This is a genomic window from Pseudomonas fakonensis (assembly GCF_019139895.1).
GTDB lineage: Bacteria > Pseudomonadota > Gammaproteobacteria > Pseudomonadales > Pseudomonadaceae > Aquipseudomonas > Aquipseudomonas fakonensis.
Window position 1 is genome coordinate 4618301 of sequence record NZ_CP077076.1, and the last position, 13428, is coordinate 4631728.

At 66.1% G+C, this 13428-nt stretch carries 10 protein-coding genes; 7 read left to right on the forward strand and 3 right to left on the reverse strand.

Features of this window, described 5'->3' with window-relative positions; translation table 11 throughout:
* The first annotated feature begins 119 nt into the window (after positions 1-119).
* Positions 120-1697, forward strand: coding sequence for an aldehyde dehydrogenase (NADP(+)) (locus KSS94_RS20290; RefSeq protein ID WP_217839857.1), 1578 nt, complete (start codon positions 120-122; stop codon positions 1695-1697).
* Positions 1698-1700: 3 nt separating this feature from the next.
* Entirely contained in the window at positions 1701-2939 is a 1239-nt protein-coding gene (locus tag KSS94_RS20295) for an FAD-dependent oxidoreductase (RefSeq protein ID WP_217839858.1), read from the forward strand.
* Between the two features lie 135 nt (positions 2940-3074).
* Here KSS94_RS20295 and xenA read toward each other — a convergent pair whose 3' ends face one another.
* The gene (xenA, locus tag KSS94_RS20300) at positions 3075-4166 is read right to left on the reverse strand and encodes a xenobiotic reductase XenA (RefSeq protein WP_217839859.1); all 1092 of its coding nucleotides are present in this window, start codon (positions 4164-4166) and stop codon (positions 3075-3077) included.
* A gap of 51 nt (positions 4167-4217) precedes the next feature.
* Between xenA and KSS94_RS20305 the strand changes: the two genes are divergently transcribed.
* Positions 4218-4553 carry an ArsR/SmtB family transcription factor gene (locus KSS94_RS20305; RefSeq protein WP_217839860.1) on the forward strand — a complete coding sequence of 112 codons (336 nt, stop codon included), beginning with the start codon at positions 4218-4220 and terminating at the stop codon, positions 4551-4553.
* Positions 4554-4682: 129 nt separating this feature from the next.
* Entirely contained in the window at positions 4683-5492 is an 810-nt protein-coding gene (locus KSS94_RS20310; protein ID WP_217839861.1) for a hypothetical protein, read from the forward strand.
* A 305-nt stretch (positions 5493-5797) separates the two neighbouring features.
* On the opposite strand, the gene mqo is transcribed toward KSS94_RS20310, so the two are convergent.
* A complete protein-coding gene (gene mqo, locus KSS94_RS20315) occupies positions 5798-7435 on the reverse strand; it encodes a malate dehydrogenase (quinone) (protein WP_217839862.1) in 1638 nt (545 codons plus the stop codon).
* A 314-nt stretch (positions 7436-7749) separates the two neighbouring features.
* Between mqo and KSS94_RS20320 the strand changes: the two genes are divergently transcribed.
* The 3 genes from KSS94_RS20320 to KSS94_RS20330 all read left to right on the forward strand — a co-directional run bounded on the left by KSS94_RS20320 (position 7750) and on the right by KSS94_RS20330 (position 11912).
* A complete protein-coding gene (locus tag KSS94_RS20320; protein ID WP_217839863.1) occupies positions 7750-8280 on the forward strand; it encodes a sigma-70 family RNA polymerase sigma factor in 531 nt (176 codons plus the stop codon).
* A gap of 4 nt (positions 8281-8284) precedes the next feature.
* Positions 8285-9250, forward strand: a complete 966-nt coding sequence (locus KSS94_RS20325; protein WP_217839864.1) for a FecR domain-containing protein — start codon at positions 8285-8287, stop codon at positions 9248-9250.
* Positions 9251-9476: 226 nt separating this feature from the next.
* The gene (locus KSS94_RS20330) at positions 9477-11912 is read left to right on the forward strand and encodes a TonB-dependent siderophore receptor (protein WP_217839865.1); all 2436 of its coding nucleotides are present in this window, start codon (positions 9477-9479) and stop codon (positions 11910-11912) included.
* Positions 11913-12051: 139 nt separating this feature from the next.
* Here the strand turns inward: KSS94_RS20330 and KSS94_RS20335 are convergent, their stop codons facing one another.
* Positions 12052-13386 carry an MFS transporter gene (locus KSS94_RS20335; protein ID WP_217839866.1) on the reverse strand — a complete coding sequence of 445 codons (1335 nt, stop codon included), beginning with the start codon at positions 13384-13386 and terminating at the stop codon, positions 12052-12054.
* Positions 13387-13428 lie beyond the last annotated feature (42 nt).

Below are 13428 nucleotides of genomic sequence, written 5' to 3' on the forward strand. Positions count from 1 at the left end.
CCCTTTCGCGACACAAGGCCGCTCCTACAGGACTGCGTGCCACCTGTAGGAGCGGCCTTGTGTCGCGAAAGGGGCGCATAGCGCCCCCCGATGCAGAATCAGATTCCAAAGGAGGCTACATGACCCTCACCGGCAACCTGCTGATCGGCCAACGCGCCGTGCCCGGCACCGAGGCGCCAATCCGCGCCATCGACCCGGCCACCCACCAGCCGCTCGAACCCGCCTACCCCGGCGCCAGCGCCGAACACGTGGCCCAGGCCTGCGCCCTGGCCTGGGCGGCGTTCGATGCCTACCGCGAAACCTCGCTCGAACAACGCGCCCACTTTCTCGACAGCATCGCCGGGCAGATCGAAGCCCTGGGCGATGAACTGATCCACCGCGCCGTCGCCGAAACCGGCCTGCCGCCGGCGCGCATCCAGGGCGAGCGCGGGCGCACCTGCATGCAACTGCGCACCTTCGCCCGGGTGGTGCGGGCCGGCGAATGGCTGGATGTGCGCGTCGACCCGGCGCTGCCCGAGCGCCAGCCCTTGGCCCGCCCCGACCTGCGCCAGCGCCAGGTGGCCCTGGGCCCGGTGGCGGTGTTCGGCGCCAGCAACTTCCCCCTGGCCTTCTCGGTAGCCGGCGGCGACACCGTCTCGGCCCTGGCCGCCGGCTGCCCGGTGGTGGTCAAGGCCCACGGCGCCCACCCCGGCACCAGCGAGCTGGTCGGCCACGCCGTGGCCCTGGCCGTGAAACAGTGCGGGTTGCCCGAAGGAGTGTTCTCGCTGCTGCACGGCAGCGGCCGTGAAGTGGGCCTGGGGCTGGTCAACGACCCGCGCATCAAGGCCGTCGGCTTCACCGGCTCGCGCAGCGGTGGCCTGGCCCTGCTGCACGCGGCCCAGGCGCGCCCGGAGCCGATCCCGGTGTATGCCGAAATGGCCTCGATCAACCCGGTGTTCCTGTTCGAGCATGCCCTGCAGGCCAATACCGATGCACTGGCCCAAGGCTTCGTCGCCTCGCTCACCCAAGGTGCCGGGCAGTTCTGTACCAACCCGGGGCTGGTGATCGCCCGCCAGGGGCCGGCGTTGCAGCGCTTTGTCGAGCAGGCCGGCGAGCATGTGCGCCAGGCTGTCGCGCAAACCATGCTGACCCCGGGTATCTTCAGTGCCTATGAAGCAGGCGTGGCTGCACTGGCCGAGAACCGCAACGCGCAAACCGCTGCCAGCGGCCAACCGGCCCAGGGGCCGAACCAGTGCCAGGCGCAGTTGTTCGTCACCGAGGCCCGCGCCTTTTTGGCCGACGAGGCGCTGCAGGCCGAAGTGTTCGGCGCAGCCTCGCTGGTGGTGACCTGCGACAGCGATGAACAAATCCGCGAGGTTGCCGAGCACCTGGAAGGCCAGCTGACCGCCACCCTGCACCTGGTCGACGCCGACCTCGCCAGCGCCCGGGCGCTGCTGCCGACCCTGGAGCGCAAGGCCGGGCGCATTCTGGTCAATGGCTGGCCGACCGGCGTGGAGGTGTGCGACACCATGGTGCATGGCGGCCCGTTCCCGGCCACCTCCGATGCCCGCAGCACCTCGGTGGGCACTGCGGCGATCCTGCGCTTCTTGCGCCCGGTGTGTTACCAGGGCTTCCCGGATGCGTTGCTGCCGCAAGCCCTGCAACAGGGCAACCCGCTGCACCTGCGGCGGCTGCTCGACGGCCAGCGGGAAGCCTGAGCCATGGCCAACTTCGACACCGATATCGCCGTGGTCGGCGCCGGCATCGTCGGCGTGGCCTGTGCCCTGCAACTGGCCCGCCAGGGTAAGCGGGTGCTGCTGCTCGACCGCCAGGCACCGGGCCACGGCGCCTCGTGGGGCAATGCCGGGCACCTGGCCACCGAGCAGGTGTTCCCGATTGCCGACCTGTCGATCCTCAAGCGCCTGCCGAGCATGCTGATGGACCCCATGGGCCCGCTGCGCCTGGACTGGAAGTACCTGCCGCGGGCCCTACCCTGGTTCACCCGGCTGCTGCTCAACCTGCGCCCGGTGCCGTTCGGGCGCAGCGTGGCTGGCATCCGCGCACTGAACGAAGGCAGCCTGGGCGCCTGGCAGCGCTTGCTTGGCTGCATCGGGCGGCTCGACCTGCTGCGTGAAGACGGCTCGTTGCTGGTGTTCGAGCGGCCTGAGTCACGCGTAGCACTGCAGGCCCTGTGCGGGCGCATGCAGCAGCAAGGCGTAGCGGTCGATGGCTGGTCGGCACAGCAGGTGCGTGAGGCCGCACCGCAATTGAGCGAAGCGCTGCAGGGTGGGCTGTTCTTCCCGCGCACCGGGCATTTCATCGACCCGTACCGGGTGGTCAACGCGTTGTTCGAGGCAGCACTGGCGGCCGGTGTGCAGTTTTCCAGCCGCGAGGTAACGGGTGGCCGGTTGCAGGGTGACGGCGTCTGCCTTGCCAGCAGCCAGGGCCAGGTGCGAGCGCGCCAGGTGCTGGTGGCGTGCGGCGCGCATTCGGCAACGCTGGTCAAGGCACTGACCGGCAAGGCCGTGCCATTGGACACCGAGCGCGGTTACCACCTGATGCTGCCGGCCGAGCACGGGCGGTTGCCGTTCGCGGTCACCTCGCTTGAGCGCAAGTTCATCATGACGCCCATGACCGACGGCCTGCGCCTGGCCGGCACGGTGGAGTTCGCCGGGCTCGACGCGCCGCCGAGCATGCAGCGGGCGTGGCAGTTGCACCGCTTGAGCCAGGGGATGTTCAAGCAGGATTTGAATGCCGACGGGGCAACGCCGTGGATGGGCTTTCGGCCTTCGCTGCCGGACTCGCTGCCGGTGATCGACCGGGTGGCCGACGGGCGCGTGCTGCTGGCATTCGGGCACCAGCACCTGGGGTTGACCCAGGCGGCGCTGACGGGGGAATGGGTGGGGCGGTTGGCTGGCGGGGGGGATTGCGCCGGGGCTTATCGGTTGGATCGGTTTTGATTCAAGAGGCCGCTTTGCGGCCTGTTCGCGGCACAAGGCCGCTCCTACAGGAGAGCGCGTGGTGCTAGACCTATGCGATCACCTGTAGGAGCGGCCTTGTGCCGCGAAAGGGCTGCGCAGCAGCCCCTTCAAACCTCAGCGATAACGCTCAAGCCAATGCGCATACGGCGCCGGCAAGGTCCACGAAGCCTTGTCCACCCCGAGCTCCTTGGCCGCAGCATAGGGCCAGTGCGGGTCGGCCAGGTGGGCGCGGCCCACCGACACTAAGTCCAGCTGGTTGGCCTGCAGCGCGCCTTCGGCCAGTTGCGGGGTACCGAAGCCCCACGCCGAGGTCACCGGCAGCTCGGCCTCGCGGCGCACGCGCTCGGCGATCGGGCCCATGAACGCCGGGCCCCACGGGATGTTGGTGTCAGGGATGGTGAAACCGACGCTGACGCTCAGCAGGTCCAGGCCGCCGGCCTTGAAGCGGCGTGCCAGTTCGATGGACTCTTCCAGGGTCTGCTCGTCGCGCCCGTCGTATTCCAGCACGCCAAAACGCGCGGTCAGCGGCAGGTGCTCCGGCCACACTTCACGCACGGCCGCCAGGGTTTCCAGCAGGAAGCGGCTGCGGTTGTCAAAGCTGCCGCCATAGGCGTCGGTGCGCTGGTTGGAATGCTCGGAGAAGAAGCTCTGGCCCAGGTAGCCGTGGGCAAAATGCAGCTCGATCCACTCAAAGCCTGCATCACGGGCACGGCGGGCGCCATCGACGAAGTCCTGCTTGACCCGCTCGATGTCGGCCAGGGTCATCTCGCGCGGCACTTTCGGCAGGTGCGCACCAAAGGCGATGGCCGACGGGGCGATGGTCTGCCAGCCGCGGGCGTCGTCTGCCGCGATGTGGTCGTCACCTTCCCACGGGCGGTTGGCGCTGGCCTTGCGCCCGGCGTGGGCGATCTGGATGCCCGGCACGGAGCCCGCGGCCTTGATGGCCTGTACCACCGGCACGAAGGCCTGGGCATGGGCGTCGCTCCAGATACCGGCGCAGCCGGGGGTAATGCGGCCTTCCGGCGCCACTGCAGTGGCTTCCACCACCACCAGGCCAGCGCCGCCACGGGCCAGGCCCGCCAGATGCACATGGTGCCAGTCGTTGATCATGCCGTCCTCAGCCATGTACTGGCACATCGGCGGAATGGCGATGCGGTTGCGCAGGGTCACATCCTTGAGGGTGTAGGGCTGGAACAATGCAGACATGGGAAACTCCAGGGGAAGGGTTGCATACGATTGTTCGATCATAATCGAACTATGGCAATTAATGAAACCCCCGTTATCATGTTGCCCATGCGAACCTACACCCACCCCTCCCCCGAACACCTCACCCTGGAACGGTTGCTCTACGCCCTGAGCGACCCGGTGCGCCTGCAGATCGTCCGCCACCTGGCCGGCGTGGCCGAAGCCAGCTGCGGCGAGCTGGACGGCGGGCGGCCGAAATCGAGCATGTCCCACCACTTTCGCGTACTGCGCGAGGCGGGGCTGGTGTTCACCCGCAACGTTGGCACCACGCACATGAACTCGCTGCGTAGCGATATTCTGGATGCGCGCTTCCCCGGGTTGCTGGCGTGCATTCTGCGCCAGCATTGAGCGCACAAGGTGGCGAAGGATCGCACACACACCTTCATCGATGACAAACCCACAGCCAAGGAGTAGAGGCATGGCGTATCAGATGCAGAGCTGGGTCCGTGAGCCAGGCGCAGGCATGAGGCTCAACTGATGAGCATCGAAGACCACCCGGCCATGCACCCCACCCTTTCGGGCGATGCACAGGTGTGGGTTGCCTGCACCGGTTGGACCACCGCACAGCTGCAGGTGTTCGTCAGAGGTGACGACAGCCGGGACTGCGCGCTGGCGGATGCCATCGGCGAATTCTGGCTGAAAGACCACAAGATCGAAGCGCAGGTACACGCGCCGTCGAACGCGTTGAATCAGCTGCTGGCCGGGTTCAGCGACGAGGCGACGCTCATCGAACACCTCCAGCGGACCAACCCGTCGTTGCTCGAACAGCCGGCCGACACCGTGATCGTTCACTACGGGGACGGCGAGCGTTCCTACGAAAGCTTCGTGCACCAGGGCATCGCCTTTCACAAGCTGCTGGGCCCCTGCCCGCACACGCTGAATCCGCCCGAAGTTCACAGTGTCACCGTCAAGGTGGCCAAAGACGACCAGACGCTGGATATCACCCTTCACTACAGCTGTTACCCGCACATCATGACCACCCGCATCGACGGCGAGCGCTACTGCGTCGAAGGCAGGGACACGCTCCACTGCCTCAGCCAACTGCGCACACTCACCCCTGGGGTGCGCTGGTTATGCAAGGGGGCCAAGCGCAACGTGCTGCCTTCGCGGATGAGCGCGCAAATGTCGGGCGGGACGATTGCCTACGAGACGACACTGGGGCTGCCCGCGTTGCGCAAAGACCAGGTGAGCATCTTCGACTTCGATGACCGCGATATTGTCGACAGTATCGATGAGCAGTTGGCGTTCAGGGCGGCCTGGTTGCAGTCGCTGCGGGGTGGGGACTAACGGGTGTTGGGCTTCGTTTCTGCATGCAAAACAGGTTTCCCAGGCATACAGCGGATTATGTGGGAGCGGCCTTGCGTCGCGATGGGCTGCATGGCAGCCCCGGCAATTTTGCATGATGCGCAAATTTTGGGGCTGCTGCGCAGCCCATCGCGACGCAAGGCCGCTCCCACAGGTATCGCCTAACCTTCAGGCCCGTGCCTAACCTGTAATAGGGCCCGATCAGGCGCCCACAAAAAAGCCACGAGGTCGCCAGTGGCGACGCTCGTGGCTGGTGCTGCCGGGCAAGCCCGGCAAGCGGGGTGGCCTTACAGGGCCATGTCGTTGGCAGGCTTGCTTTCGACCGGTGCGCTTGGCTGCACGCTGGTGCCGACGCTCTGGTCGATCACCGGCGGCTTCTCAAGCTGCAGTACTTCGGCGGTGTAGTTCCACTCTTTCTGGGTGGCTGCAGCCGACTCGTTCAGCTTGGTGCCGTAGCTTGGGACGATTTGCTTGAGCTTGGCCTGCCACTCTGGGGTAGCGACCTTCTCCTTGAACACGGTCTCCAGCACGTTGAGCATGATCGGCGCAGCAGTCGAGGCACCTGGCGAGGCGCCCAGCAGGCCGGCGATGGTGCGGTCCTGGGAGGCCACGACCTCGGTGCCCAGTTTCAGCACGCCGCCTTTGTCTGCATCACGCTTGATGATCTGCACGCGCTGGCCGGCTTGCCACAGGCGCCAGTCTTCCTTCTTGGCGTTCGGGAAGTAGGTGCGCAGGGCTTCGAAGCGGTCGTCGTCCGACAGCATCAGCTGGCCGGCGAGGTATTCCACCAGCGGGTACTGCTCGATGCCCACCTTGGTCATCGGCCAGACGTTGTGCATGGTGGTGCTGCTCAGCAGGTCCAGGTACGAGCCGTTCTTCAGGAACTTGGTCGAGAAGGTGGCGAATGGCCCGAACAGGATCACGCGCTTGCCGTCCAGCACGCGGGTGTCCAGGTGCGGTACCGACATGGGTGGCGCGCCAGTGGAGGCGATGCCGTAGGCCTTGGCCATGTGCTGCATGGCAATGGTCGGGTTCTCGGTGACCAGGAACGAACCGCCCACCGGGAAGCCGGCGTATTCCTTGGCCTCCGGGATGCCCGATTTTTGCAAGAGCTTCAGCGCGCCGCCGCCGGCACCGATGAACAGGAACTTGGCGTCGGTGGCGTGTGCGGTGCCATCCTTCAGGTTCTTGTACTCGACGTGCCAGGAGCCGTCTTCGTTGCGGGTGATGTCCTGCACTTCGCTGGACAGCTTCAGGTCGAAGTTCGGCTGGGTCTTCAGGTGGCCGACGAACTGGCGGGTGATTTCGCCGAAGTTGACGTCGGTACCGATTGGCGTCCAGGTGACCGCGAGCTTCTGGTTCGGGTCACGGCCTTCCATCATCAGCGGGACCCACTTGGCGATCTGCGCGTGGTCCTCGGAGAACTGCATCGGGCGGAACAGCGGGCTCTGCTGCAGGGCGTCGTAGCGCTTCTTGAGGAACTTGATGTTGTCATCACCCCAGACGAAGCTCATGTGCGGGGTGGTGTTGATGAACGAGTGCGGGTTCTTCAGCACGCCCTGGCGAACCTGCCAGGCCCAGAACTGGCGGGAGATCTGGAACGACTCGTTGATCTCGATGGCCTTGGAGATGTTGACGTTGCCGTCTTTGTCTTCCGGGGTGTAGTTCAGCTCGGCCAGCGCGGAGTGGCCGGTACCGGCGTTGTTCCAGCCGTTGGAGCTTTCTTCGGCGACGCCGTCCAGGCGCTCGACCATTTCCATCGACCAGCTTGGCTCCAGCTCGTGCAGCCAGACCGCCAGGGTGGAACTCATGATGCCGCCGCCGACGAGCAGTACGTCGACTTTTTTGGTTTCTTCGGCGTGGGCGTGCATGAAGCTCGCCGCAACAGCCAGACCCAGCAAGGTCTTGCCAGCTTTCTTGAACATTGATCGATTCCAGTGTTGTAGAACGGAGTGAGGGCCTGTGGCTGGCCCGGGTGTTCCATGTTCTTCAGCGCAGGCTTTTTGTGATCATTGTTCAGCAGCCAGAGAACCAGAAAACGACCCAGCCTTTTGTCGTATTGACCGACAAGCTGAATCGTTTCGCGGCGGATTGTAACCGAATTGCCAGCACAAACAAATTCTGCCCCGGCAGGCAAGGCGGCAGGTTGTCTCAGGCCGATTGCAGTATTGGCGGGACACCCCTACTATTGCGAGCATTTCTCATTCGCACAACGTCAGCGCTCGCGCCGGATGCCGCCGTGGTTTCGATACCTGAAGTGAATGCCTCGCTCCACACCCTCTACCACAGCCATTCCCGCTGGCTGCTGGGCGTGCTCTACCGCCGCCTGGGCTGCCGCTGCGAGGCAGCAGACCTGGTGCAGGACACCTTCGTGCGGCTGATCCAGCGCCCGCGCAGCTTCGACGGCGCCAGCGGCGAGCGCTCGTACCTGGCCACCATCGCCCGCGGCCTGTGCATCGACCACTGGCGCCGCCAGCGCCTGGAGCAGGCCTGGTTGCAGCAACTGGCCTTGCAGCCTGAAGCGCTGCAGCCCTCCCCCGAGCAGCGCGCGATCATTGTCGAGACCCTGCACGAGGTTGACGCCATGCTGTTGCGCCTGCCGGCCAAGGTGCGCCAGGCGTTTTTGCTGGCGCAGATCGACGGCCTGGCCTACCGCGACATTGCCGCGCGCATTGGTGTCAGCGAACGGATGATCAAGAAGTACCTGGCCCAGGCCTTCCTGCACTGCGCCATCCTCGAAGCCGAACTCGACGGCGTGCTGGTGGAGTGATGGCATGACCCAGCCCGCCCAGACACTGCGCCACGAAAGCCTGCAGCAGGCCGCACACTGGTACGTGCAGCTGCAGGACGAACCGGTTGCCCCACAGTTGCGCCAGCAGTGGCAGCACTGGCTGGACCAGCACGGCGACCACCAGGCCGCCTGGCTGTATGTGCAACGGGTCGGCCAACGCTTCGCGCCGTTGCAGGGTGAAGGCGCTGCTGCAGGGCGGGTACTGCGCGAGCAGCAAGCTCGCAGTTTCAGCCGCCGCAGCGGGCTCAAGTCGCTGCTGGTGCTGGGCGCCAGCGCGCTGGTCGGCTGGCAGGCCTGGCGCGGCGCGCCGCTGTCGGGCTGGACTGCCGACCTTGCCACCGGCATCGGCGAAACCCGGCAAACCCGCCTGGCCGACGGCAGCCAGCTGTGGCTGGGGGCGCAGAGCGCCATCGACCTGGACTTCTCGGCACTGGCCCGGGTGCTGCACCTGCGCTTTGGCGAGATCCTCGTGGAAACCGCTCAAGACCCGCGCCGGCCGTTTTTCGTCGACACCGCCCAAGGGCGCATGCAGGCCCTGGGCACCCGTTTTGCCGTGTGCCAGCAGGGCGACAGCACGCGGCTGAACGTGTATGCCGGTGCGGTGGAGGTGTGCACCGCGCTGAGCGGCGAGCGACGCATCGTGCAGGCCGGCCAGCAGGTGGACTTCAATGCCCGGGCCATCACGGCCGGCGGGCCTGCGCAAAGTGCCGGGCAATCGTGGATCGACCGGCGCCTGAACGCCGAGGCCATGCCGCTTGCGCAGTTGCTGCAGACGCTGGGCCGTTATCGCCATGGCCACCTGGGCTGGCACCCGTCGGTGGCGGGGCTGTCGGTGATGGGGGCCTTCCCGCTGGATGACACCGACCGGGCGCTGGCGCTGCTGCAGGCAGCGTTGCCGGTGCGGGTGCAGCGCTTGACGCCTTGGTGGGTGAGTGTGGAGCCGGTGTGACAGTTGTTTGAGATTGTTGGGCTGCTTTGCAGCCCTTTCGCGACACAAGGCCGCTCCTACATGAGATCGCGCCCCCTTGGAGCGGCCTTGTGTCGCGATGGGCCGCAAAGCGGCCCCCGAGGCCGCCCTGCAAAAAAACCTGCAACCGCAGTTCCCTTTTTTCAATCTCGTCCGGTTTACCCCTGGCAAGCCACCTCAACCTACCGTATCGATTCCAGGGACCCGCATGCCGACGCCTTTCCACCCCGCGCTTCGTCTGGCGCTCGCCGCGCCGCTCACCCTCTGCGCCGCCGCGCCGCTGCTGCCGGCAACTGCGGCCCACGCCGAGCAGGCCGTCAGCACCGAGCTGAACTTCGACATCGCCCCCGGCACGCTGGCCGCGGCCCTCAACCAGTTCAGCGGCCAGGCCGGCATCTACCTGGCCGGCAGCAACGAATTGGCCGCAGGCAAGACCAGCCCGGGCCTGCAAGGCCGCTACAGCGTGGCCCAGGGCCTGGCCCGCCTGCTGCAGGGCAGCGGCCTGCAGGCAGTACCGCAAGGTAGCGCCGGCTTCGTGCTGCAACCGCTCGCCGAGGGCGGCGCGCTGCAACTGGATGCCACCGCGATCAACGCCGCCGTGCTGACCGCCAACGGCCAGAGCGACACGGGCTACCGCGCGGTGGCCAGCAACACCGCGAGCAAAACCGACACCGCCCTGGCCGAGACACCGCGCTCGGTGTCGGTGGTGACCCGCCAGCGCATGGACGACCAGCAGTCGCAAACCCTCACCGAAGTATTGGGCTATGTACCGGGCATTTTCTCGCCGCCGTTTGCCGGCGGTGACGGCCAGGCCGGCGACCTGTTCTTCATCCGCGGCTTCAATGCCACCGACTACGGCTACGGCCTGTTGCGCGACGGCCTGCGCGTGCAGGGCAACCGCTACGACACCAGCAGCGAACCCTATGGCCTGGAGCGGGTGGAAGTGTTCCGCGGCCCGACCTCGATCCTGTACGGTGAAAACGCCCCAGGTGGCGTGGTCAACCTGGTCAGCAAGCGGCCCACCGCCGAGGCCCGCGGCGAGGTGCAACTGAGCTATGGCTCGCACAACCGTCGCCAGCTGGGGGTGGATGTATCCGGCCCGCTGACCGACGAGGGCAATATCCTCGGGCGCCTGGTGATGATGGGGCGCAAGTCCGACACACAGATCGACCATCAGCCGGACGATCGCCTGTACATCGCGCCGTCGCTGACCTTTAACTTCGATGACTTCAACAGCCTGACCCTGCTGGCCACCTACCAGCGCGACCGCACCTTGATGGAGCTGGGCCACCCCGCCGCCGGCACCCTGCTGCACAACCCCAACGGCAAGATCGACAAGGACCAGCTGTCGGGCAACCCTGACTGGGACAATTTCGAGCGCGAAACCTGGAGCCTGGGCTACGAGTTCAGTCATCGTTTCAACGACACCTGGCAGTTCCGTCAGAACTCGCGCTACCTGCAGTCGCGCATCGACCGCCAGGAGATCTGGCCCGGCAACCTGAACGGCGGCGGCTTCGGCACCACGCTGTTCAACACCGCCTACGACCGCTACAACAAGTCCATCGCCTACTCGCTGGACAACCAGTTCGAAGGCCACTTCGACAGCGGCGCGCTCGAACACACCGTGCTGGTGGGGGCGAGCCTGGACCGCACCTCGTTCAGCCAGGACTGGTACGCCGGCGGCGGCGGCGCCACCAACGTCTTCAACCCGGTCTGGAACGGCGTACCGACCACGCCGGTGCACGTGCAGAACGCCCTGCTCGAACAGACCATGTACGGCCTGTACGGCCAATGGCAGACCAAGGTCGACCAGTGGGTGCTGCTGCTCGGCGGGCGCCTGGACCGGGTCAACAGCCAGTTCCGCAACAAGGCCGGCACCAGCAACGCCGTGGCCGACATGGACAGCTGGGACAGCGATTTCACCTGGCAGACCGGGGTGATGTACCAGTTCGAAAACGGCCTGTCGCCGTACTTCAGCTACTCCACCGCCTTTGCCCCCACCCAGCAGACCGAGGCCAAGAGCGGCGCACTGGACCCGACCACCAGCGAACAGTACGAAGTGGGCATCAAGTACGAGCCCAAGGGCTGGAACACCGCCTTTACCGCGTCGGTGTACGACCTGCGCAAGAAGGACGACGTGCTGTTCGACTCGACCGTGGGCGACTACCGCCAGATCGGCGCGAGCCGCGCCAAGGGTGTGGAACTTGAACTCAACAGCGACCTGACTGAAAACCTCAACCTGACCGCGGCCTACACCTACACCGATTCGCGCATCACCAAGGACGTGGCGGGCTCGCTGTACGAAGGCCACCAGATGACTGGCGTGCCGCGCAACCAGGCTTCGGTGTGGAGCACCTACCGCTGGCGCGATGGCCTGCTCAAGGGGCTGCAGGTGGGTGCCGGCGTGCGCCACTTCGACAGCACCTTCGCCTATACCCCGGCCACCCTCTACGGCAAGCTCGATACCGGTGACGTCACCCTGGTGGATGCCAAGGTGGGCTACGACATCGACGAGCACTGGTCGGTGGAGGTCAATGCACGCAACCTGTTCAACCAGGAGTACGTGGCCGGCTGCAACAACGCCGGGCGTTGCTACTGGGGTGAAGAGCGCACGCTGCTGGGTACTGTGTCGCTGCGTTGGTAAGGCCAACCTTCAGGCCTGCGCGATACCTGTAGGAGCCGGCTTGCCGGCGATAGGGCCGGTTGCTTCGACACAGTATTCAGAGGTGTGTCGCCAGGGCCGGCCTCATCGCCGGCAAGCCGGCTCCTACAGAGGGCAAGTATTACAGGGACGCCGCTTCCTGCAGGCTCATCGAACGGGTTTCCGGTGCCAACAGGATCGCCACCGCCAGGCCCAGCATTGTGATCAGCGTGGCCGCCAGCAGCGTGCTGCCAATGCCGAACCGCTCCAGCGAAATCGGCACCAGCCAGGTGCCGATGGCCGAGCTGAACGCCGCCAGCGACGCGCCCATGCCCACGGCGAAGGCGCGAATTTCGGTGGGGAACAGCTCGTTGGGGTAGACGAACTCCAGCACCTGGGCGCCGCCGATGAACAGGCCATAGGCGCCGAACAGGCTCAGCACCAGCCAGCCCTCGGCATCCGGGAACAGCGCCAGGCCCAACAGCGACAGCCCCGACCACAGGAAGCTGTGGATGAGAATGGTGCGCCGCCCCAGATGGTTGATCAGCCAGGTGGCGATGCAGCAGCCGAGCACCATCATCAGGGTGATGCCCACCGAGCCGAATGCCGCCAGGTTGCCGGTGAGCTTGAGCGCGCTGAACAGCTTGGGCACGAAGGCGTACACGGCGAACAACGGAATCACCGCGCAGGCCCAGAACATCACCACGAAGAAGATCCGCTTGCCGTAACCGGCGCGCAGGGCGTCGATAAAGCTCATGGCCGGGCCTGCGGCGCTGTCCTCGGTGATGTTGCGCAGCGAGAACGACGGGCCGTAGACCTGGCGGATGACCGCTTCGGCCTCCTGCCGGCGGCCCTTGCTCAGCAGCCAGCGCGGTGACTCGGGGGTGCCCAGGCGCGCCACCAGCAACAGCGCACCGATCAGCGCGGGGCTTGCCATCACCGTGCGCCAGGCTTCGCTGTCGCCACCGGCAAGCATGAAGTTGCCGGCGATGTAGGCCAGCGCTGCGCCGACGAACCACAGCACGGTCAACAGCGACAGGCGCGAACCACGGGACTTTTGCGGAATGAATTCGGTCAGCAGTGAACCGGCGGCGGTGTACTCGATGCCCACGGCCAGGCCGCACAGCAGGCGCAGGATCGACAGGGTCAGGCCATCCTGCACCCAGAGCATCGCGATGGAAGTCACCAGCACGATGGCCGGGGCGGCGAAGTACAGCTTCTGCCGGCCCATTCGGTCGGTCAGCCAGCCACCGAAAAAGCCGCCGGCGAACACCCCGAGCAGTGCCATGGCGGCGACCATGCCCTGCCAGAAGCCGGACATCTGCAAGGAGGCCGACATGCCCAGAGTGGCCACGCCGATGATGCTGAGGATATAGCCGACCATGACCCAGCCAAGGCCGGTACGCAGGGTGAGCAATTGATGGAAACGGTTGATCTGCACGTCATCGATCGAGACGTGTTGTGCGGGGGAACTCATGAATTACCTTGGGTGCGTGCGACGGGCAGTGGCCTGCCCGTC

Coding starts and splice junctions, on each gene's coding strand:
- KSS94_RS20290 (WP_217839857.1), top strand. CDS start 120: ATGACCCTCACCGGCAACCTGCTGATCGGCCAACGCGCCGTGCCCGGC.
- KSS94_RS20305 (WP_217839860.1), top strand. CDS start 4,218: ATGGCAATTAATGAAACCCCCGTTATCATGTTGCCCATGCGAACCTAC.
- KSS94_RS20325 (WP_217839864.1), top strand. CDS start 8,285: ATGACCCAGCCCGCCCAGACACTGCGCCACGAAAGCCTGCAGCAGGCC.
- KSS94_RS20295 (WP_217839858.1), top strand. CDS start 1,701: ATGGCCAACTTCGACACCGATATCGCCGTGGTCGGCGCCGGCATCGTC.
- KSS94_RS20330 (WP_217839865.1), top strand. CDS start 9,477: ATGCCGACGCCTTTCCACCCCGCGCTTCGTCTGGCGCTCGCCGCGCCG.
- KSS94_RS20310 (WP_217839861.1), top strand. CDS start 4,683: ATGAGCATCGAAGACCACCCGGCCATGCACCCCACCCTTTCGGGCGAT.
- KSS94_RS20335 (WP_217839866.1), bottom strand. CDS start 13,386: ATGAGTTCCCCCGCACAACACGTCTCGATCGATGACGTGCAGATCAAC.
- xenA (WP_217839859.1), bottom strand. CDS start 4,166: ATGTCTGCATTGTTCCAGCCCTACACCCTCAAGGATGTGACCCTGCGC.
- mqo (WP_217839862.1), bottom strand. CDS start 7,435: ATGTTCAAGAAAGCTGGCAAGACCTTGCTGGGTCTGGCTGTTGCGGCG.